General features: G+C 49.3%; 11 protein-coding genes. 5 read left to right on the top strand and 6 right to left on the bottom strand.

Translation table 11 applies throughout. The features are described from left to right. Positions 1–205 precede the first annotated feature (205 nt). Entirely contained in the window at positions 206–2,590 is a 2,385-nt protein-coding gene (locus JXQ28_06820) for a carbohydrate binding family 9 domain-containing protein (protein MBN2277442.1), read from the top strand. A gap of 86 nt (positions 2,591–2,676) precedes the next feature. Here the strand turns inward: JXQ28_06820 and JXQ28_06815 are convergent, their stop codons facing one another. Genes JXQ28_06815 through JXQ28_06805 form a run of 3 tightly spaced genes read right to left on the bottom strand, consistent with a single transcriptional unit; the run spans position 2,677 to position 5,741 of the window. Then, positions 2,677–4,287, bottom strand: coding sequence for a (Fe-S)-binding protein (locus JXQ28_06815; protein ID MBN2277441.1), 1,611 nt, complete (start codon positions 4,285–4,287; stop codon positions 2,677–2,679). Next, positions 4,277–5,197: a hypothetical protein gene (locus JXQ28_06810; protein MBN2277440.1), complete on the bottom strand. Its 921-nt coding sequence runs from the start codon at positions 5,195–5,197 to the stop codon at positions 4,277–4,279. Before JXQ28_06810 ends, JXQ28_06815 begins: the two co-directional genes overlap by 11 nt. A 22-nt stretch (positions 5,198–5,219) precedes the next feature. After that, positions 5,220–5,741: an Rrf2 family transcriptional regulator gene (locus JXQ28_06805; protein MBN2277439.1), complete on the bottom strand. Its 522-nt coding sequence runs from the start codon at positions 5,739–5,741 to the stop codon at positions 5,220–5,222. A gap of 450 nt (positions 5,742–6,191) precedes the next feature. On the opposite strand from JXQ28_06805, the gene JXQ28_06800 reads away from it, so the two are divergent. The 3 genes from JXQ28_06800 to JXQ28_06790 all read left to right on the top strand — a co-directional run bounded on the left by JXQ28_06800 (position 6,192) and on the right by JXQ28_06790 (position 11,995). Continuing rightward, positions 6,192–6,632 (top strand): GTP pyrophosphokinase, encoded by a 441-nt coding sequence (locus JXQ28_06800; GenBank protein ID MBN2277438.1) that lies wholly within the window; start codon positions 6,192–6,194, stop codon positions 6,630–6,632. Positions 6,633–7,399: 767 nt separating this feature from the next. Next, complete coding sequence (locus JXQ28_06795) at positions 7,400–8,689, top strand: Glu/Leu/Phe/Val dehydrogenase (GenBank protein ID MBN2277437.1); 1,290 nt, start codon at positions 7,400–7,402, stop codon at positions 8,687–8,689. A gap of 120 nt (positions 8,690–8,809) precedes the next feature. Continuing rightward, positions 8,810–11,995, top strand: coding sequence for a PEP/pyruvate-binding domain-containing protein (locus tag JXQ28_06790; protein MBN2277436.1), 3,186 nt, complete (start codon positions 8,810–8,812; stop codon positions 11,993–11,995). Positions 11,996–12,061: 66 nt separating this feature from the next. On the opposite strand, the gene JXQ28_06785 is transcribed toward JXQ28_06790, so the two are convergent. Genes JXQ28_06785 through JXQ28_06775 form a run of 3 tightly spaced genes read right to left on the bottom strand, consistent with a single transcriptional unit; the run spans position 12,062 to position 16,640 of the window. Continuing rightward, complete coding sequence (locus JXQ28_06785; GenBank protein ID MBN2277435.1) at positions 12,062–15,358, bottom strand: CHAT domain-containing protein; 3,297 nt, start codon at positions 15,356–15,358, stop codon at positions 12,062–12,064. A gap of 53 nt (positions 15,359–15,411) precedes the next feature. Next, positions 15,412–16,110, bottom strand: coding sequence for a zf-HC2 domain-containing protein (locus JXQ28_06780; protein ID MBN2277434.1), 699 nt, complete (start codon positions 16,108–16,110; stop codon positions 15,412–15,414). Continuing rightward, entirely contained in the window at positions 16,107–16,640 is a 534-nt protein-coding gene (locus tag JXQ28_06775; GenBank protein ID MBN2277433.1) for an RNA polymerase sigma factor, read from the bottom strand. The genes JXQ28_06780 and JXQ28_06775 overlap by 4 nt, the downstream gene beginning before the upstream one ends. Before the next feature lie 831 nt (positions 16,641–17,471). Here JXQ28_06775 and JXQ28_06770 point away from each other — a divergent pair. Then, positions 17,472–23,252, top strand: coding sequence for a VCBS repeat-containing protein (locus JXQ28_06770; GenBank protein MBN2277432.1), 5,781 nt, complete (start codon positions 17,472–17,474; stop codon positions 23,250–23,252). Positions 23,253–23,260: the final 8 nt, after the last annotated feature.

Here is a 23,260-nt window from a genome sequence, read left to right as displayed (position 1 = left end):
TGGAATACCAATCGGGCACTCTATTTTTCACACAAAAATTAAAACCACAAAAATTATCAGGCTTTTATAAAACCTTCACGGCCCATTTCCGTATAGTAGACTGGATTGGGAATTAAGCCGCTTACGCGTTAAAAACATGAATTTCGGTGTCAGGTGGGCCGCCGACAAGACACCCTCACACAAATATTCCCGCATATTCCCCTCGATGCACAAAGTGAAAGGGATACTTATGGTTACCAAATACTTTAAGGGATCGCGGGGACCGGTTGCCGTGATAATTTCCCTGATTATTAGCCTTCTTGCCCCGATCTCGCCAGCCGCGGCCAATCAACCGGTTTTCAAACCCACCATGGAAATCAGTCGGACATCGGCCAATATCGATGTCAATGGCGATCTGAACGATGCCGGATGGAAAAACGCCGTTCAGTCGGATAACTTTATCGAGAGTTATCCAGGCGATAATATTGCCCCGCTCGCCGAAACCGGGGTAATGGTCACCTATGATGAAAAGTGTCTTTATGTCGCTTTTATCTGCTATGATAATAGAGGTAACATCAGAGCAACCATGTGCCAGCGCGACCAATTTAACGGCGATGATGCCGTTGGGGTCTTTATTGACACTTATGGTGACGCCGCCTGGGCCTACAAATTCTTCGTAAATCCTTATGGCGTCCAGAAGGATTATCTCTGGACCAATATTGTCGGCGACGATTCCGGCTATGATCTGGTCTGGAATTCAGCCGCCCGGATAACCGATTTCGGCTACCAGGTGGAGATAGCCATTCCCTTTGCCAGTATCCGTTTCCCCAACAAAGATCGGCAGATATGGAAGATGGACTTCCGCCGTAACCACCCCCGTGACAGCTATCACCAGTACTCATGGGCGGCTCATGATCGTAATGAGCAGTGCGACCCGTGCCAGTGGGGGACTGTTTCCGGGCTTGCCGATGTCCGGCCGGGTAAAGGGATAGAAATCCTGCCGTCCCTGATCGCCAGCCAGGCGGGAGCGGTCACCGATGTCTACAATCCCGATATTCCTTTCGACAATGATAATATCGACGGTGAAATTTCACTAGGGGGGAAATATGCCATCAACTCCGATATCACCCTCGAAGCCACCGTCAATCCCGATTTCAGCCAGGTTGAAGCCGATGCCGCTCAGATCGATGTCAATACTACCATTGCCCTGTTTTTCCCCGAACGACGCCCGTTTTTCCAGGAAGGACGTGATATCTTTCGAACCCTGTTCAACTCCTTCTATACCAGGACCATTAATGATCCGCAATTTGCCGGAAAACTGACCGGTCGTTCCGGGCCGTTCCGTTTCGGCGTCGTTTCGGCCGTCGACGAAAACAGCTATTACCTGATTCCCCTCGAAGAATCCTCTGTCAGGCCCTTTAATGTCGGCAAAAGCTATGTCAACATCTTTCGCGGCATGTATTCTTTCGGCGAAAGTTCCCAGTTCGGATTCATTTTCAACGATTGCCGTTATGAGCGGGGTGGCTCCAATTCGGTCGTGGCATTAGACCAGAGAATCAGGTTATCGCGTAATTATGTCATTGACGGCCAGTACATTATGACCTATACCGATGAGCCCGACGACAGCGCTCTGTACTACAATCAGGCGACTTTCGACCGCGGCAGGTACACAATCGGTTTTGACGGTGAATCATATACCGGGCACGGATTCATTTCCCGGTTCCTGCGCAACGCCCGCCACTGGAATTTCCTGATTAACTACGATCAGGTCGGCCGAACCTATCGCACCGAAACCGGTTATGACCCCTGGATCAACTACCGTAATTTCGTTGTCTGGAGCGGCTATAACATATATTTCAATCATGGCTTATTCGAACAGATTACACCGCAACTCTATACCGAAACCCGGTGGAATTTCGATGGCTCCCGCAAATGGACCAATGTCAATATTGCCCTGGAAAATCAGCTTCGCTTAGCCCAGACCCATTACGCCATCGCCTATAATACCGGTTGGGAATCATGGAGCGGCCGGGAATTCGACAATCTCTGGAATCTTCATTTTGACGGCAGCAGTGCCATCAGCGATCGCTTGGGCGTCAACTTCTCCGTCGAAACCGGTGTCGGTGCGGCCCTGAATGTTCTTGAAAAAGGTCGTGAGTGGTCATTCTCATCGGGCTTGAGCATCAAACCTTTCGACCGCCTGATTATCGAACCGGAGGGTGATTACCTGGTCAGCAATCATGTCGATACCAACGAACAGCTGTTCGAGAACTATATTTTCCGAACCCGGTTCAGCTACCAGGCCACCCGGACTTTGTCGGTCAGGCTGGTTGTGCAGTACACCTATCGAAGCATGCTTGTCCCGATTGATAACGATGGACTGCTCGAATATGCCGAGTATGAAAACCGTCACTGGGATTTCGATCCTCTGATAACCGTCCGCATCAGTCCCTTTTCGGTCTTTTATTTCGGAACCACCTACGATTATGACCGCCTCCCCGACGATCTCTACCCATTCTATCACCCGACCCCCAATCCCGATTTGTCCTCGGGCTGGGAGCTGTCCTCGCGCCAGTTTTTCATGAAATTGCAGTACCTCTTCCAGACCTGATAGGCCAGCAATCATATAAATAAAACTCTCTTAAAAAAGGCGGTCTTAAAAAACCGCCTTCCAATCTTATCAATGTTACGTCTCAATCAATGGAATTCCCACTCGACAAAACCTTCCCTGACATCGGTCATGGCATTGACAATCAGTTCCACCAGACCGCCATAGAGCATCCGCGTTCTCTCCCAGGCATCATAATAGGTCAGCAGATCCCGCATCTGGCCCTTGCAGTTGGAACAGGGAGCACAGACATACTTGTTGACCGATGGATCAAGTTCCTCATGGGTAAAGGCGTTCAGAATCTGGGCGAACTTCTTCCGGCCGGGAAAAAGGAATCGCCAGTTGGGGAAATTGTTGGATTGCATGATGGCGAATCCGCTTCCCCCGCCACAGCAGTAGTTATCCACCCCGTGAGGCGTCATCTCGCGGAATTTCGGGGCGATTTTTTTCAGCACCCGCCGTTGCGGTTGTACGATACCCATAGAGCGGATCATATTGCAGGGATCATGCAGCGTTATCGGAAAATCGTTGCGTTCCGGGTCAACCTTAACCCGGCCATTCAGAATAATATCCTCCAGCGTGACCATGCTCGATTCCCTGGGAATATTGCTTTCGCCCAGCCAGATCCGATCCCCGATAGCCATGGCCGCCTTGTGAGCATGCCCGCATTCGGCCACAACGACTTTCTTCACTCCCAGTTTTTTGGCCGCTTCGGCATGTTTCAAAGTCACCTTGGCCAGCTGTACATCATCGTAAAATAAGCCGTAATTGACCGAATCATAACCGACCATCTCGCTCGACAGCGTCCAGCTCAGCCCGGCCAGTTCGAAAATGATAGTAAAGGCCTCGAGATTCTCCGGCCAGGATAAAAATTCGCCGGCGTTATGAATCAGCAGAATATCCGCTCCCGTTTTATCGAACGGAATTTTGATATTCAAACCGGTTCGATCGGTGATATCCTCTTCGGCGAATTCCATCAGGTCCATGAGGGCCACCGGTGATATCCCGGTTGAGGAACCGGTTTTCAGTTGTTTGACGGTTCCATCCTGGTGCAGTTCCGAGGGCGCAATACCCAGTTCCTGGCTGAATAATTTTCTTATTTCCCGGGCGATCAATCCGTTATCGACTCCCATCGGGCAGGTCTGGGCACAGCGCCGACAGAGATTACAGCGGTAAGCCAGCTGGCCCAAGCGGGCCACTGTCTCCCAGTTAAGATCGATATCGGCTCCGGTAAATTTGGCCGTCAGCCTGCCGCCCGGCTTGATATACTTGTTGACAATTCGCCGCAGGACATCGGAGCGGAACAGCGGCCGGTATATCTCGGCTCCTCCGCTCATCTCATAAATCGGGCAGGCCTCCGAACAGGTGTTGCACTTGACACAATTGTCCAGCGACAACATCAGCGGCCGGATGAAGGTCCAGTTGTTTTCCGATGTCAATAGCTTCCTGAGTCCCTCGAGAAATTTCGCCACCATCTTCTCCTTCTCTTCTTCCGTTTCCGGAATCGGGATGGTGACATTAAGGATACCATCGAGTGATATATCTTTCCCCTGTCTTCGGCTATCGGATATCTCCGGTACCGGCGGATCCTCCCAATCTTCGTAGGGATACGGTAGTTTAACCAGTTCTTTGGGATCGATAGTATATAACCGGTCGGTTTTCTTACCGAAATCTTTCACCTTAATGAAATTACTGCTCATCTTTGGCCTCCGTTACGACTTCAGCCCAAGATTTACCGGTCTTGACATGAGGCGCGCTCCAGCCGACTTTCTGATTCAGCATTTTCACCAGGCTTTTTTCCAGACGACTCCCTCGTTCATTGGGTTTATCGTTCCATCGCACCGCATGGTACAGGAAATACTTGGCCACGAAATGTGACATTCGCGTCAACGGTATATACATAATCATCAACGAGACCGCGATAATTTCGGCTTTCAGCCAACCGCCGGTAACAATCGGCGTGGAAAAAGTCACAAGTGATTGCATGTATGATCGAACCGCCAGAAATCCCGGATCGGTGCTGAATTGTGCAATCAGGGCGATGGCCACCACGACATCGAAAGCCAGAAGATTGAAATATTCCATGGGTGAATTATAGGCCCTTTGGCCTTTGTCCGTTAAACGCCAGACCAGAAGTCCCAGCGCCCCGAATCCGGCCAAAATCAATCCGGCGTAACCCGTTATCAAGGTGGCATAGTGAATCAGAACTCCTAAAAAACCGGCTGTATTCCCAATCGCCATCCCGGCCGCCTGCAATATTCCGCCCAGAAGCAATAAAGCCAGCCAGCCGATTGACAGGTAAAGACCGAAATGGAAAGGGAAAGAAAACAGCCAGACCTTGAGATTGTTACGCCAAACTCCTTTGAACAGGATTATCTCCTCGGCCATCTCTTTCAACTCGTTGAACATATCCGAATGTCTCGGTTTGGTCCACCAATCCAATTCTTCAAGATACGAACCGCCGTAATCGGACCGGCCTTTTTCATGCGGAACCGGATACAATTCCCACCGCAGGCCCTCCGGGGCATTGATATACCTCATGGTCTTGACGACCATGGCAATGATCGCCACCAGAAACGAGATATAAGACACAATTTGTACCATCATCATAAATCGGACTCCTCAAATGCCTTTATTTCTTGACAGGGCACCCCGGTTCTGATTCCTCCCCCTCATCCTCTGGAGCCATTATTCGATCAGGATTGAGCATCGGCAAAAAAGCGTACTCATCCTTAATCCGTTGCAATCGATCCTTATCGATCAAATCCGCCAGAGTGTATTTCTCCAGAACCTCAACCATACGCCCGCTTAAAATCGCCCACATAATTCTGGCTTCACAAAAACTGCTGTTCAGACAAATATCGGGATTATTGACACAATCGGTCAGATTGATCGGCCCATCGACTGCCCGCACTACATCCATAATTTTGATCTCTTCCGGTGACCGTGAAAGGTGATATCCCCCTTTTTTCCCGGAGACACCAATCAATAACCCCTCATTTTTCAAAGGAATGGCCAGTTGCGCCAGATAATTCTCGGAAACACCCGTTATCCCGGCGATTCGTCCCAGATGAACCAGGTTATTCTTTTTAAGCTCCCGGGCCAGTTCCACCATCAGGCGAAGCCCATATCTATTCCTCGTAGAAAACTTCATTTTGGCCTTTCCACAACATTATACAGTTAACATTAGTAAAATGATAATATTAATAATGTAAATGTCAAGTGAAATTATTCACTTAATTACGATATTCCGCAATTTACGCCAAATGACCCGCCAGACGCCTATTCAATTGTAATTCAATATATTAAACATCCAGTTCACTTGTTGCTGATAGAGAACACGGAAATAACTAAAACTAATTGAGTTGCCTTTTCTATATTGTTCTTAATAATGATGAATGCCCCGGCCTTTAAACTTCATTCCTGTCACCATCGGACCTGATTATCAGGCCGATTTATCCCACCCGACCCGGAAACCGGCGTCTTGTCCTTCCGTCCCTATTCCTCATATCTGATTAATAATTCGAACCTCAATGCAAAGATAGGGATTGACGAATTCGATCCGATATATATTTTATGACGACCATTAAACCGAGCTAAGGAAATGTCGACTTTGGATAAAGCTATTTTAATTGCCGCTCAGGCTCACCAGGGCCAGATTGATGCCTATGGTGAACCTTATATTCTGCATCCCCTGCGTGTCATGATGCGTATGTCGTCGGAACCGGAAAAAATCGTGGCCGTTTTGCACGATGTGATCGACAAAACCGACTGGACTCTTCAGGATTTCAGAATCGAGGGTTTCTCCGACGAGATTCTTGAAGCGCTGGATTGCCTGGTCAAGCGTTCCTATGAAACATACGAGGATTTCATCAAGCGAACCCGGGTCAGTTCTCTGGCCGTGCGGGTCAAAATCGCCGATCTGGAAGATAATCTGGATATGACCCGGCTGGATGATCTCACCGAAGAAGCCAATAATAATTTGGCCAGAATGCACCGGGCCTGGAAAGAACTAACCGGAATCAAAAAAGTTAAGTACTTCTGATCCCGGCCAGGTTAAACAATATCAAACAAATTCATTGCGGCCATTTGATATATCTTATCGGTCCGGTCATTTTATCTGTACCTTTATGATTTCGTCCAATATCATTAGGCCGCCGTACTGACATTGTACTGCCTTTCGATTCACTATTCATCCGCCCGTTATCCTGACAAGATGGAGACTTACTGCCAAAAATCTCGGTTGTCTCCTGCCTGCTTTTCATGGACCCGGAATATCCATCCTGATTTATATATTATCCCGCCCGGGGGAAAATTCGGGGGAAAATCGGGGTCAAAGATCGAATTTTTAAAATCCGGCCTCCCGATTATTATAAACAGGACTTTCTCCTCCAATAAACTCACAGCATCCCAACCATGCGCCCCACGGCCAGCGCAAGATCTAATCCACTGGACATCAGCATCTTACACGCCATTGGCTATTGGTTGTAAATATCCCGCCGGAGTGTTTTTGGGCAGAGTCATCGGATTTTTTCTTTCAAAATAGCTCAAAAAGTATTTGCTTAAACACCGCTTGTATATTAATTGGGGGCTTGACAAGTCCCAACAAGCGACATATGTTGCTTGTGAAAAAAGTAACTAAGTGGTGTGAGTAATGAAGCGCCGATTGATGATTCAAAACCCCGATTTTCTTATGATTTCCCAAGGAGCTGAGACTGACTTGATAATATCGGGATTCCGTTTCCCAATAACCGTCATTACCGCCATTTACCATATATTTTATACAAAGTTAAATCATGAGAGGTTGCCAAAATGAGTAGCGAATCATTCAATCCTTTTCGGATGGCTCAGGCCCAGTTTGATAAAGTCGCCGATATCCTCGATCTGGATAAAGGGACGCGGGACCTTCTTCGCAATCCGATGAGGGAATATCATTTCAATATTCCGATCCGCACGGATGACGGATCCACCCAGGTTCTGCGCGGTTTCCGCGTTCAGCACAACGATTCCCGCGGACCGTGTAAGGGCGGTATCCGTTTCCATCCCCAGGAAACCATCGATACCGTTCGAGCCTTGTCGATGTGGATGACCTGGAAATGTGCCGTCGTGGATATTCCTCTCGGCGGCGGTAAGGGTGGTGTTATCTGTGATCCTCATAATTTGAGTGCCTACGAACAGGAACAGATCTGCCGCGGCTGGGTTCGTCAACTGGCCAAAAACGTTGGCCCTATCAGCGACGTTCCTGCACCCGATGTCATGACCAATTCCCAGCATATGCTCTGGATGCTCGATGAATTCGAAGCCATCCACGGCTCCAAGTATCCCGGCTTCATCACCGGAAAGCCGGTCGGATTGGGAGGTTCGCTGGGACGTACCGAGGCGACCGGATACGGCGTCATTTACACCGTCCGCGAAGCCTTGAAGCAAATGGGCATTAACCCGGCCGATACGGTCGCCAGTGTCCAGGGCTTCGGTAATGTCGCCCAGTATGCTATCGATCTCTATGAACAGCTCGGGGGCAAAGTCATCTGCGTCTCATGCTGGGATCAGGCCGACCAGAAATCATATACCTATAAAAATCCAGCCGGGGTTGAGTTGAAATCACTGCTGAAAATCACCGACCGTTTCGGCGGTATCGACAAAAACAAGGCCAAAGACCTGGGCTATGAAATTCTTCCCGGCAATGCCTGGATCGAGCAGGATGTCGATATCCTTATCCCGGCCGCCATCGAAAACCAGATCACTGGCGAAACCGTCAAAAAGATTAGCTCGCGGGTGAAAGTGGTTGCCGAGGGAGCCAATGGCCCGACTACTCCGGAAGCCGATGTCATCCTGGAAAAAAACAATATTTTCGTCATCCCGGATTTCCTGGCTAACGCCGGTGGGGTGACCTGCAGCTACTTTGAACAAGTCCAGTGCAACATGAACTATTTCTGGGAAAAAAGCGAGGTCCTGAGCAAACTGGATACCAAGATGACCTCAGCCTTCCTGGCCGTCAGCGGTCTGTCGGAAAAACGTAAATTGTATATGCGCGATGCCGCTTATGTAATTGCGGTCGGGCGTGTCGCCGAGGCTTGCCGTAGCCGGGGCTGGGTTGCATAAACTGCTGGCTTTAATTTTTCTGTTTTTATATATTTCATTGGATGCCGTTGCGGCTGGATACCGGCCGCAGCGGCAATATTATGAATTTCTCCGATTAATGCCGATATCAAGGAGTAGATGATGGCGGATAACGGGAAATCTACTGATAAGCTTCTGGAGGCCTTAAAACAGCGCGCCAATGAACTCAACTGCCTCTACCGTATTGAAGAGATTCTGGTGTCATCCGATGAATCGCTCGATGAAATCTGCCGCAAAATCATTCAGGCCATGCCCTGGGGCTGGCAGTATCCCGATATTTGCCAAGCTGAAATAATCCTCGAAGATAAAACCTTCTCATCCCCGGATCTGATCCGTACCGAATGGGTCCTTACCGCCGATATTCTCGTTCAGGAAATGGTTATCGGCACCCTCAGCGTCTATTATTCCGAAAAACGCCCCGAGGCTGACCACGGTCCTTTCCTGAAAGAGGAATCCCGCCTGATTAAAACCATTTCCGATCGGCTGGGTCATTTTATCCTGCAATACAAAATGAAACAGGTGTTCGGCGAATTCAACAGTGAGTCCAGACCAATCGCCGACGGTGAATGTACCCAATGGCAGGTTATCATGGATATGCTCCGTAAAACCGACCGTAACCTGTTCCTGAGTATCTCCCGCAAAATGCTCAACCACCTTTGCTGGAGCGGCGTCACGGAAGCTGAATTACTCCTTCGTTCCTTCGGCAGTGACCAGAAACAGGAGGAGGAAGAACTCCGCGAAGACTGGAATATCCCTCACCGGCGCCGGGTTCTCGGATTTTCGGCCGATTTCAGTTCAGCCGCCTTCAAAATCGCTTCGGATCACATGAGTGACCGGGAAATTATGCGCGTTATTCAGAAATGGATCGAGGAGGATAAGCTCAGTTTTCTGGTTCAGGTGGTCAACCGCAATCTGTCGCTGGCCGAGGTAGCCGATGCCATCCGCCGCTATCACCATCTCGCCCCGGATGAACCCGAGGTCTTTTCCCCGAGCAAACGCGGCATCCAGGTCTCCCTGATCCGGCGTTTTCTTTCGGACCAGCTCCAATACATCAATATCGCCAAAAATTTCATCGAGGTCCGCGATTTTTACCATCTCCTCCAGAATCTCATCTTCAGTGCCGAAAGTCAGGGTAAACTGGGCGGTAAAAGCGCCGGGATGTTTCTCGCCTCACAGATATTGAAGAAAAAAGCCAAAGATTTGGACCTGCTGGGAAATGTCAAGATACCCAAAACCTGGTATATCACCTCCGATGTCGTCCTGCACTTCATGCACTATAACGATCTCGATGAAGTCGTCGAGCAGAAGTATAAAGACCTCAATCAGGTCCGGCTCGAATATCCCCATATCGTCCAGACTTTTAAAAATGGTCGTTTCCCGGTCGATATTAAAAAAAGCCTTTCTGTGGCGCTTGATGATTTCGGCGACCGTCCTTTGATTGTCAGAAGCTCCAGCCTTCTCGAGGATCGGATCGGGGCCGCCTTTTCAGGTAAATATAAAAGCCTGTTTCTGGCCAATCAGGGAAGCAAGCAGAAGCGGCTCGATGCCCTGATGGATGCTATTGCTGAAGTTTATGCCTCCACTTTCAGTCCCGACCCGATCGAGTACCGGTCCGAACGCGGCCTGATCGATTTCGGCGAAGAAATGGGTGTCATTATCCAGGAAGTCGTCGGCACCCGGGTGGGCAAATATTTCCTTCCCTCCTTCGCCGGGGTGGCTTTCAGCAACAACGAATTCCGCTGGTCGCCGCGCATTCAGCGTAAAGACGGGCTGGTCAGGATTGTCCCCGGCCTGGGAACTCGCGCTGTCGACCGCCTTAGCGATGATTATCCTATTCTTATCGCCCCGGGACAGCCCGGGTTGCGGGTTAATGTCAGCCCCGATGAAGTTATCCGCTATTCTCCCAAAAAAATCGATGTCATCAATCTGGAAAATGACAGCTTCGAGTCGATTGATATTGACCAGTTCATCAAAAGGGTCGGCTATGAAATCCCGGCCATAAACAATATGGTGTCTATCTTCCGGGATAACCGCCTGACCAAACCGCTGGGAATGAATATCGACTTCGAAAATGAGGACCTGGTTATCACGTTTGAAGGTCTTTTGACGCGGACACCGTTTATCAAGCAGATGCAGACCATGCTGAAAGTTCTCGAGGAAACACTCGGCCGTCCGGTCGATATCGAATTTGCCTCCGACGGCGAGGATTTCTATCTATTGCAATGCCGGCCTCAGAGTTATTCCGGGCAGAGCGCCCCGGAACCGATTCCCAAAGACATTCCCGCCGAAAAAATCGTCTTTTCGGCCAACCGTCATATCTCCAATGGCAAGGTCAACAATATCACCCATATTGTCTATGTCGATCCCGAGCGCTACGGGGCCCTGCCGGATCGGGGAGATATGATCGGCGTGGCCCGCGCCGTCGGCAAACTGAACAAACTCCTGCCCAAACGGCAGTTTATCCTGATGGGGCCGGGACGATGGGGAAGTCGCGGCGATATCAAACTGGGCGTCAACGTGACCTACTCGGAAATTAACAATACCTCGCTGTTGATTGAAATCGCCCGGCAGAAAGGCGGCTATGTTCCCGATCTGTCTTTCGGAACCCATTTTTTCCAGGATTTGGTCGAGGCCGAAATCAGGTATCTGCCCCTCTACCCGGATGATAAAGGCATCATCTTCAACGAGCAATTTCTGCTCGAATCACCCAATTTCCTGGCTGATATTCTTCCGGAGCATGCCAACCTGGCTGAGACCATCCGTCTGATCGATATCCCCAGGACAACCGGCGGCCAGGTCATGAAGGTGTTGATGAATGCCGATTTGAAAGAGGCCGTGGGTCTTATTACCGAGCCGACCGACCAGACCGAGATTGCCATGACGGCCGAAGAAATCCAGCAGAAACAAAAGGAAAATCACTGGCGCTGGCGGATGCAGATGGTGGAAAAAATCGCCGGGGAAATCGATCCCAGTCATTTCGGAATCGTCGCTTTCTATATTCTCGGAAGTACCAAAAATGCCAGCGCCCGACCCGATTCCGATATCGACATCATGGTGCATTTCCGCGGCGACCAGCGGCAGTTGAATGATCTCAAATTATGGTTTTCGGCCTGGAGTTCCTGTCTCGAGGAAATCAACTTCATGCGGACCGGTTACAGGGTCGCCAATTTTCTCGATGTCCAGATAATCACCGATGAAGACATTGAGAAAAAAAGCAATTATGCCGCCAAAATCGGAGCCGTAACTGATGCCGCTCAGCCCCTGCCGATCGGTCCCCGGAATCAATAAGTGCCTTTTTATTTTCGAAAATCAATATTGTCGGTTCGCGTACCCCGACACCTGAATCAATCGGATTTAATCCGGATTCCCGTTCAAAACAAAACCACCCCATAAAACCGGATGGCCGGTTCCCCGTTCGGCGCGGAGACGATTCAAAATAGCCAGGGCCGATTCCCGGAGAGCATCCTGCTTCGATTTGCCCCCCAGCCAGCCCCGATAAAATCCATCCATCAATTCCGCCGTTTCCCGGTCGGGAATTTTCCAGAGAGTCATCAGGATAGATCGTACCCCGGTATGGGCAAAAGCCCGCCTCAGGCCGAATACGCCCTGCCCGCTCGATGTTTCGCCGACCCCGGTTTCGCAGGCGGATAGCGTCGCCAGCTCGGTCCCCATCAGGTTGATTCGGGAAACCTCAAATGCGGTCAGCAAACCGTCTTCAATACCCGATGCCGGTTTGGTCCTGTCTTTTATAATCCGGTTGGCCCCCGCCAGGGCGAGACCGGAGCGGAGTAGCGGATTGACCAGTATTTTCTCATGATCATCATTCTCGGAACTGCAGAAAAAACCATGGGTCGTAAAATGCAAAACGCGGGGAGGGCGATCCAGTCCCTTGATTATCTCCTCCCGGGCCTCGGATCCGCAAAATTCTCGAACGTCGTTTGCCCCATTTTTCCAGAAAGCCTCGGCCACCAAAGCGGATTCCTCGCGCCCGTATCGAAGTGGACGGAAACCATCCTTAAGACATTCCACCGATCCCCGGTCGGGTTGCGATATCAACAGACTTACCATTCCGGAGTCATCGGTCGCCTTACCCTTCATGGCGATCATTTCCGAGGTATTATTATCGAAATCCGGATCGGCGATTATCACCACTTCCGGGTTTGGCGGAAATATTTCCTCCGGACGAAGCAGGTCCCGTCCCGAGGACAGGTAGCACAGGCGATAATGCTCAATTATATAGGAACTGCCACTGTCCGGAAGGATTTCAAAAGGCAAAAGATTTAGAAGACCATCAGGCGCCAGATAAATATCCTTTACCTCCGGATTTTTTTCCGCCAGCGGCCGGAACAGCAATTCCTTTAATTGTGAAGTAATCTCACTCAGTTCCTTTTCCATTTGCACGATAAGTGGAGAATAAGCACGGGAACCGGATTCATATATCATTCGTCTTGCCACCGTCACCAGGCTGTCGATAATCGTCGCCTCGCCGAGATCAACCAGGCCGACCCGGCCATTATGATCCAGAATAAAGGCCAGGTAATGCGGCGCCCCTGTCTTGATAAAATCGTTGCCCCTGGCTTTGAAATCATGCGGTTTAAAGCGCACGTATTCCCAGAGAACGGTATTTTCCGGTATGGCCGCGGCGATATCCTCCGGCGTAAAACCCCCGGTTTCCAGATCATTCTTGAAATCGGCGCACATCCGGCTGATTTCCGTCTCCAGCGAGTCCTGGATATAATAGAGAACCTGCAGGCTGTCGCCATATGGATTCTCCTCATCTTCGCCCATAGCGGCCATTACCAGGTTGGCAATAATCGTGCAAATTTTCCCACGCTGTTTGAGTTTCGCGGTGATCTGGTCGTTGTATGAGCAATAAGCGGTCTCACCCTCAGACATAATGGCATCGACCACCAGGGATTTGCTCTTCAGCACCATATCCAGGGCCAGTCGGCGCGCCCCTTCATCGTTTGACTTAAGCGCCATGGAAAACAGCGAATGTTCCATCGGCGAATACTGATCAATCCACCTGAGTTTTTGCTCTTCCGATGAAAAGGTAAAAGCATAATTGATAAACTTCCGCATTGTTTCGATATATAGCCGGTAGTATTCCAGGCTTTTGTCATAATTATCCATCGCCGCATAAAGACGTGCCAGACCATGCAAACTGGCCATTCGATCGAAATCGACTCCATAGATATCAAGGGCCTCAAGTAGCAGTTTTTCCGACTCCTCGTATTTCCCCGTCCCGTAGTACAGATGCCCTAGATTATTGACACTTTTGGCATAACTTGAGCTTTTCCGGCCGTAAGCGGTCTCATAGATTTGGTTGGCCAGGACATTCAGTGACTCCGCGAGTTTATAATCCCCCAGATTATCATAAACGTTGGATAAGTTCTGATAATCGCTGGCTAACAGCGGATGTTCATTTCCGAGAATCTCGATCTTGATATCAAGAGATTTTTTGCCGTATTCCAATGCCTTATCATATTCTCTGGTGACATTGTAAATAACCGCCAGATTGGCGTAGGTACTGGCCCGGTTCAGCGGGCGGATATCTTCCAGATCCTCCTCAATTGCCAGGACTCTCTCGAAATTCGCAAGAGCCCTGTCATACTGGCCCATCTCCAGGTTCAAACGACCGATATTACTCAGGCTCATAACCACATCGGCGTTTTTCTCCCCGAATACCCGTTTTCTTATCTCCAGCGCTTTTTGATGATAAATAATGGCCGAGGAATATCTGCCCATCTGCCGATCGTTGAGAGCATATACATCCATCACCATGGCGATCAAAGGATGCTCCAGTCCGATCGTTGTTTTGGCCTGTTCGAGAATTTCCCTGTTAAGGGAATCGGCTTCATTGTACTTGCCAAGGTTGGTCTTCAGTAGCGTCAGGTTGTACATAATACTCAGGATATTGTAATGCCCCGGCCCGAAAACATCCTGTTGGACTTCCAGGGATCTATGATACAGCGATTCCGCCTCGGTATATCGGCCCATATCATCATATACAATAGCCAGGTTGTTCAGGGTCATCCCCACGTCATAATGATTGGGGCCGAGATTTTTTATCTGAATATCAAGAGCGCGATTGTTGTAATCGATCGCTTTCTGAAATTCATCCATGTAATAATACAGAACCGCCAGATAACTCACACATTTGGCCGTCTCCAGGTGATCCTCCCCGAAAATCCTCTCGCGAATAGCCAGCGATTGATTGAGATACTCCGCGGCTTCACTGTACTGACTTGTTATAATCTTGAGTTTGGCAATGTTCCCGATTATATCGGATATAAGAGAATCCTCGGGCGGATCGGTTTTCTCCCGGTACTCCAGGGCCAGACTGTATATGGAATCGCTGAGACCGTAATTTCCCCGGCAGTAGTAACTCAGGCCAACCATATTGAGTATGCCCGCCATGGTCGAGTCCGGCGTACTCGGATTACTTTCGCCCAATTCTTGTGCCTGTGTGGCCAGCGTCAGCATCGAATCAAATTCGCCGTTATCCATAAATTCGCGCGCCTTTATAAGCAGACCGCGGATTTCATCATGGAATCCAACCCCGGCATTCTGTTCCCCCCCCTGGCCAGAGCCGGCGATAAAAATAGAAATAAGGAAAATCAGCAGACCATGTGCTCTTTTAATAATCATGACCCCACCTTAAAGATTTATGACCTGACCCGGAAAAATATAAATTTCGAAAGTTACTTATTTTCTATCTCAATCCGGAACTCGTACACCTGCCGTCCGTCGGTCCTCTTCCCTCCGGTTTCGGCTATCGTTACCACATATTTCCCGGGATGAAGATATCTTCCCGGCACCAGCACATTTCCGATTTCATAGCGATCGAAATCGGAATAGTTATCATCATGAAAAACCAGAAGGCCCGATTCATCGGAAATATTGACCCGGTAAACGGTTCCGGGTGTTGCCCCATGATAGACAAAAGACACCACCAAGTCCATCCCCGGCGTAACGGAAACTGCCTCAATACCGTTAGAACGGGTGGGAAACAATCCCACCGACACCACCGGCCGGGCTAATTGGTTGCTGCTGCGCCTTAATCCGAGATAGGCGGGATAGAGAAGCAGCAGTATCAATATAAAAGCCACGGCGGGTCGCAAGATAAAAGGCGCCTCAGGCCAGAGAAATCGTCTGAAAATACCGGTGCGGATATTTTCACCGGATGTTTCAACGGCCGCCGCTTTCAAATCGCGTCGAACCTCAGGATCATTCAGGATAATATCGGCTCTGGCCTCGAAAGATCGGACCTCCTCGAAACAGGACTCACATTCCAGCAAATGTATCTCGAACTGATCTCGTTTTTCTTCCGAAAGCGCGTTCAGCTCATAGGCATGAATCATTTCCCCCAATTTGGGATTAGTGCATTGGTTTTTCATCATCCAGCCTCTCTTTTATCCATGCACCTGTTCAGCATTTTACGGCTTCGATTTAAAATAACATATAGGTGGTTGGGTTTGACCTTCAGCCGCAGGCAGATTTCATCGGTTTCATAGCCATGGTGAATAAGATTCAACACCCTGGCATAGCGCGGAAATATCGATACCAGTTTCCTAAGGCACTCGATCAGGAGCGGCCGCAAATCATAATCGGGATCGGAAACATGAACCTTATCGGGATGATCGACATAATCGCCCGCCCCTATCCGGTTCTGGCGAACCATGCTTTTTTTAAGATAATTACCGATACTGTTTCTGAGAATCATATAAGCCCAGGCTTCGAAATTCGGCGGTTTTTCATGCGATTTCAGTTTCTGAATGATAATCATACAGGCTTCCTGCGCCACGTCTTCGGCGTAATCCAAACCTATTCGTTTTCTTGCCAGAAAGACAAATCGGGCATGTAAATGCCGGAAAAGTCTTTCCTCGGCCAATTTATCACCCTTGGCCGCCTGCTGTACCAATTGATTCACGGGGGGCCTCACAAGTACTTGAATACAATATAGTATGCAATCACGCCGGCACCAAGCGCTTTTTACCGGATAAATAAAGTCTTTAAAAAAATTTGTAAGATTTCCCATCTCGCGGAAATTAATGCAATGAGACGAAAAAGCAAATATTGTCCCGGTTAAGTATCCGACGCCATTGTTATCAAATATACCGGTGGCCAAACGGATTGATAATATTCGATTTAACCGGCTCAAAGGATAAATAAATTTAACTTGGCGAGACCATTTGATTTATGAACCCGGACGACTTCGGCCGGGGGGCGAGTCGCTCTGCTACACAATGATTGGGGGTGATAGGCACCACTTGGTTATTTAATGCTTGGCCCGGGATCTTTCCAGAAACGGCTTTAATACCCCTCGCTTGGACGAATTTCATCAGGAAGTCAAGCGCCGGGTCTTAAAATGGTTGCCGCTCAAGCTATCCGGAGCTGTAAAGGCATGTTTCCGCAGGATATCAGGATTGAATATTATGATCTCTACCCGATAACCTGCATCGAAATCCGGCAGTCATAACATCGAAATCGGTTTCTCCGCCAGACCGGAATGAGAAGCATGCTGTTTTATCGGTTAAAAGGCTGATTTAGGAAAATGATTATGCATGCGCATCGGACCGCCGACTATTACGTAAATCAATGTACCATGGTACAACCTCTTATTGAAATATATATTTAGAATTGTCCGCCATCCGTCTTGATTGCACATTTCTGCACATGTCCCATCCACCGATGCGGTGCCGTCTTTTCCGATTGCCCGCGAACTTAAACCTTAGTTAACCAAAATCTATGGGAGGTTAATATGCTTAACAGGGCATCTACCCTGAGGCTGATTGTCGCCGTTATCGCCGCCTGGGGGCTATTCATGACGGTCAGTGGATTCTCATTTGAAATCAATTATGAGATCAATAACGATTATTTACAGTCAATGCTGAATGAACCGAACCCGGCTAATCTGGCGCAGGCTTCTGCCGGCCTGTCGGAATTACGGCAGGTTCTCCTGCCGCCCGACCATCGAGCCACCACCCTCAACGTCAACAATGTTGTGATTGCATATGAAATCACGGCCGCGGATATTGAGGAAATCGAGGAAATTCTTCCTCATGAACCGATTACTCTGGCCGGATCAGGCCGCCTGGCCCGGTACAACCTGGCCACCATTATATGTAATCCGGTCTATTTCGACGAAACCAGCGGTAATATTATGGTAGTCTCCGGCCTGTCATTTGACCTTGAAAGCGAACCGGCCAAATTCGACGCCCAGCCGCGGATAACCACGGTTGCCTCGGACCGCTTCGTGGCCGATAACTGCCTCGGCTACAGCGAAAACATCACCGCCTACTTGACTCTGTCAACCCCGCGCCTGAAAAGCGATATGGCGGCCTCGCTTTTCCCCGATCTGATTGATAATACCGTTCCCTTTGTTATCATAACCGCCCCGGAAATGGTATCCGAATTTGAAACTTATGCCGATTACAAAACTCTCCAAGGCTACTATACCAAAGTCGTCGATCTCGATTGGATCGCCGAAAACTTTGCCGTCGGGGCCGAAACCCCTGATTACGTCCGCGAGTTCATCAGGTTCGCTTATCAGAACTGGGGAACTCAGTACATCCTTCTGGGAGCAAGCCATGAAATTCTCCCGACCAAACTGATCTGGTCGGATAAACTCGGCGGCGACTATATTCCATCCGATTATTATTATGCCTGTCTTGATGGCGACTGGAATGAAAATCTCGATGAATATATCGGATTGGTGGCTGATAATGTCGATTATTTACCGGAAGTTTTTGTCGGCCGTCTTCCGGTTTCGACACCTTCGGAAGTTACCAATTATTTCAATAAACTGCAGCAGTATGAAACCGACACCCAGTTTTCAGGCTACCAGCAAAAATCCCTTTATATGGGTTCCTACGTCAGCTATAAAGGCGATTCCGAATGGATTATCGATGAACTGGATGCTTTGACACCGTCCGGTTATACCCCCACAAAATTCCTCGAATTCATCGGTGACGAGGAGCAGGAATATACCAAACAGGATCTTATCGACGCCTTCAATTCGGGATGCAGCGTTTTTTTTGCGTATGGCCATTCCAGCAATGTCGACAACTTCATTATCCGCAAATATTATGAGCGGGTTTCCTTCACCAATGCTGATGCCGACCTTCTGACCAACTACGGGATGTATCCCATATTTAGCACCGTCACCTGTCATAATAATGATATTACCCATGATTGCCTTTCAATACATCTGATCAACAATCCCATCGGAGGCGCCATCGGTTATATCGGGGCTCCGGCCCGTGATGCCGGTTATGCCTCCTTCCGCTATCACACCCAGATGTTCGAAAATGCCTATCAATCCCCGGTCGCCATGACCATCGGGGAAATGACCACCATGGCCCATCTGGTCAATGCCAGCCGCGGTGCTGATATCGACGGGCTTTCGCGTCAAGCCCTGCTGTCTTATATGTATATTGGTGACCCGACCCTCTATGTCTGGTCGGACGCGCCCTCTCAATTCGAAATCGCCTGCCCGACCTCAGTGGCCAAAGGCGAGCAAACTATTCAGATCACGGTCACCGATAATACCGTCCCGGTGGAGGGAGCCATGGTGGCCCTTCGCTACAAGGATTTTTTCCATGGGACGGCCCTGACCAACGCCTCGGGGATAGCATCATTCACCCTGGAAATATCCTCCAATGATGACATCACCGTCGGTGTCACTAAACGCAACTACTGGCACGCCACAAGAACCATCCAGGTTGACGACAACACCTCTTTTGCCACTCTCGAAGGTGTCTCGTATCTCGATGATTCCACAGCTGTTTCGGCCGGAAACGGTAACGGCATGATCGAGGCCGGCGAACAGATCGCCATGGCTTTTACCCTGACCAATACCGGTACCACCGACCTTGAAAATGTTGTTCTCTATCTGGCCAATACCAATTCGGATATAACTGTCAATACGCCATACCTCATGGTCAGTTCCATCGGTGCCGGCGAAACCATTGTCACAGATTACACCATTAATTTTACTGTCTCCGAAACCATCAGCGATATTCAATATCTCTCGGGACCTTATCTGGAAATCATGTCTAACTGGGTTGTCATTGATTTCCCGCTGACCATCCCGATCGGCGGCGGCGTCCCCGAAATAGGCGGTTATACTATTGATGACTCCGAATTCGGAAACGATGACGGCTGCCTGGGTGGCTTCGAAGATATCGATTTCACCGTGACCGTTAACAATATCGGTAAGGGTGTTCTCGAGGAGGTCTGGGGTAGACTGATCCCTGATGATCCTTACTGGGCGATATTTGATCCGGGTATAGATTCAATCTTCTTCGGTGATATCCCCCCTATGAGCACGGTCACCGGTGATCCCTTTGAATTTTATTTTGTCACCGGTGACACGCTGGCCACTTATACTCTTGAATTTCACGATTTCTATAACAATATTTACCCGCTGCCGATTGTCGCTCACTGCAATACAGCCGTCATCGACAGTATTCTTTTCCGTTGTTATCCGGATAAAATATACCTCACCTGGTACCATGAGGATAATTCCGAGCTGTCCGGGTACAACCTCTATCGGCGAACAACTACAAGTGCTTTTGTCAAGGTCAATGAATTGCCGATAACCGGCGCGACCTATTATATCGATGAAGGCCTGGAGGCCAATACCACCTATTTTTACAAAGTGGAATTGCTCCATCAGGATATGGGCCAGGGACCGATTTCCGAAGAATATGAAACGGCCACCAACCCGTTAATGCCGAATTTCTGGCCGGGTGAGCAGTCCTCATACACTTCCGCTCCCCTGATCGCCCCGATTGAACCTTCATATTATTACCGGACAACTTTTGTCGGCCATCAGAATAATATCTACTGGTTTAACTGCGTCGGGGCACCCAAATCGGAAACTTGTCCGATTTATGCCGCTCTCGATGCCGACGCCTCCCTGGCCTGGAGTACGCTTTCGGGCGAGGATGTCAACAATGATGGCAAGTACGATCTTTTTGCCACTTCCAGTGGAACCGACCATAAAATTTACGCTTTCCAGAATAATGGCAATTCCTCGGGTGGCAGCGCTTTAAGCGGCTGGCCGGTTTCCCTTCCGGAAAACCATAATAGCATGTTCTGCCCGGTTACTATTGCCGATGTCGATCACGACGGCTATTATGAACTTTTCACCGTGACCTATAAAGGCGCCGTCTGCGCCATGAACCATGATGGGACGCCCCTGATTGGATCAACCATCGATTTCTATCAGATGCCTGATACTTGCAGTACCTATTCCGGCGTGGCCCTCGGGGATCTGACCGGCGATGGACAGCTTGAACTCGTTGTCACCGGCAGAGTTGATGGAAACGGTTTACACTACCGCTATGTTTATGCTTTCGATCTTTCAGGTGATCTCCTGCCCAATTTCCCTGTCAGCGTGGCCTCCAGCGGTTTGCTCTCGACGCCGCTACTGGCCAATTTCGATGTCACCGATGAGGGCCTCGAAATCCTGGTCAACAATGCCATGGACAACCTATATATTATCGATGCCGATGGTTCGGTTATTTTCGACTGGCCCGAAGAACCATTCGGTTCGGAAGAGATCTGGTACTCGATTACCATGCCTTCGGTTATTGATGTCAACGATGATGGTGTTCTCGAAATCGTCGGTATCATACATGACCAGCTCTTTATCATCGATCAGGCCGGTAATTTCATCGACGGCTGGCCGAAAACACTACGTAATATCGTCGTCACCGATTTTGTCAATAATCCTATGGTCGGCGATATCGATGGCGACGGGGATTTCGAAATCGTTCTAAATTACGGCAGTAGTACCTATGCCTATGAAATCAACGGTGACCAGGTTCCGGGTTTCCCGATTTCCGATGGCGCCGGCGGAATTCCCGCCCTGACGCCCATGATATCATATGATGACCTTCATCTGGTCTGTGCCGGTGATGAAGTCAAGGTTTGGGATCTTGAGGAAACCTATGCCGGAGCGGAGTTCGCCTGGCCCGTTTATGGCCACGATTCCCACCGGACCCATAATATCCTCGGAACTAAACCTTTCCTGTATTCGTTCAGTTGCCCCAGTTCCATTGTTTACAGTCATTCCACCACCGTCAGTGCTACCGTCCTTGAATACGATGAACGGTGGGGCGATGAACTGACTTATGTCTGGAGCGCTGTTCGGGGAACCATTACCGGTTCCGGTCCATCGGTAACCTATAACGCCCCGAGCTATACCTGTACCGATTATGTCACGCTCAAGGTGTACGACAAGGGCGGCAATACTGTCATCAAAAAACGCACCATTTCGGTGACAACCGGGAGTTCCGGCGGCAGTTGTCCGTTTGTTTATGTTAAAACCTCCGAGGGTTTTGTCGTCGATAATACTATTTTGACTCAGTCGGAAGATCCGGCCAATCGCGGTCAGATCGTGACCGACTTCTATAAATTGCAATACTACCCGGAAGTGACAAACGGCTCAATCGATCTCGACGTCCGCGAAATCGAGTTCGAGCGTTCCTACCTTGATCGTTTATCGCTCCTCCTGGTTGAAGTCCCCGATGATCTCGATCTGGCCTTCTCGTCGAACGGTGATAATGCTTACATTTCACCCGAGGCTCAGTGCCTGTCAACCGTCACCACCGATGAAGCCGATATCACCGATCTTGTGACTCTTTATGATTCGGAAACTTATATCGGTTATGGCCCGCTCTATATCAATGTCAATATTCCCGAGGATGCCGATTATGATGATCTTCTCGTGAATGTCCATCTCAACAAGGAAAGTGCAAATAACGATGGTACCGGAACGAAACTGTCGCATATAATTAACAAGCCCAACGGCCTGACCGACACCTTCACACCCATGAAATTGATGGTGTCTTCGGAGAAAGACGGAATACTGGAACTGGCCGCAGCACCCAGGGTTTATCCATCCACTATTTCCTATAAAATACCCCGCGATTTTGTTCGGGACGGCATGATTACCCTGAGCTGGCAGACCAAACTGGATATCGATCGTATTGAAATCACTCCGGCCCTGCGGAAGGAAGTAATTATACGCGAAATTATGCCGCACTCGGCCTCATTTAATGACAATGAAATTGATCCCAATGACATTCTCAGCGCCGATGGGAAATTTGTCAACCTGATGCCTACCGATATTATCCGGCTGACTTTTACCGACATTCCGGACGCACCCGTTGGGTATCATTACGAATTCGTTTTCCGTTCGACCGGTTATTATACCAGCTTCGATGATCAACAGGATCATACCATGCTTCCGGAAACACCCGAATTGTTCCAGAATTATCCCAACCCATTCAACCCGATCACGGTCATTCCGTTCTCCCTGCCCCAAACCGGCAAGGTTCGTATCGACGTGATCAATATTCTCGGTCAGCATGTCCGAACGCTCTGGGATGATGAGGCTTCGGCCGGTTACAACACCGTTCAATGGAACAGCCGCAACGATTCCGGTTCACCGGTGGCTAGCGGAATATACTTCGTTCGTCTGCAGTATGCCGAACATGTCCGCACCATGTGTCTCCAGCTGGTGAAATAAGGAGGTGG

It is taken from the genome of Candidatus Zixiibacteriota bacterium (assembly GCA_016933955.1).
Lineage (GTDB): Bacteria > Zixibacteria > MSB-5A5 > GN15 > PGXB01 > JAFGTT01.
Note: the sequence above shows the minus strand (reverse complement) of the source record. Positions and strands in the feature narration are given on the sequence as shown.

Excerpts from the sequence above, each read along its gene's own strand:
- JXQ28_06820 (MBN2277442.1), top strand. The coding sequence starts at position 206 with ATGCACAAAGTGAAAGGGATACTTATGGTTACCAAATACTTTAAGGGA.
- JXQ28_06815 (MBN2277441.1), bottom strand. The coding sequence starts at position 4,287 with ATGAGCAGTAATTTCATTAAGGTGAAAGATTTCGGTAAGAAAACCGAC.
- JXQ28_06810 (MBN2277440.1), bottom strand. The coding sequence starts at position 5,197 with ATGATGATGGTACAAATTGTGTCTTATATCTCGTTTCTGGTGGCGATC.
- JXQ28_06805 (MBN2277439.1), bottom strand. The coding sequence starts at position 5,741 with ATGAAGTTTTCTACGAGGAATAGATATGGGCTTCGCCTGATGGTGGAA.
- JXQ28_06800 (MBN2277438.1), top strand. The coding sequence starts at position 6,192 with ATGTCGACTTTGGATAAAGCTATTTTAATTGCCGCTCAGGCTCACCAG.
- JXQ28_06795 (MBN2277437.1), top strand. The coding sequence starts at position 7,400 with ATGAGTAGCGAATCATTCAATCCTTTTCGGATGGCTCAGGCCCAGTTT.
- JXQ28_06790 (MBN2277436.1), top strand. The coding sequence starts at position 8,810 with ATGGCGGATAACGGGAAATCTACTGATAAGCTTCTGGAGGCCTTAAAA.
- JXQ28_06785 (MBN2277435.1), bottom strand. The coding sequence starts at position 15,358 with ATGATTATTAAAAGAGCACATGGTCTGCTGATTTTCCTTATTTCTATT.
- JXQ28_06780 (MBN2277434.1), bottom strand. The coding sequence starts at position 16,110 with ATGATGAAAAACCAATGCACTAATCCCAAATTGGGGGAAATGATTCAT.
- JXQ28_06770 (MBN2277432.1), top strand. The coding sequence starts at position 17,472 with ATGCTTAACAGGGCATCTACCCTGAGGCTGATTGTCGCCGTTATCGCC.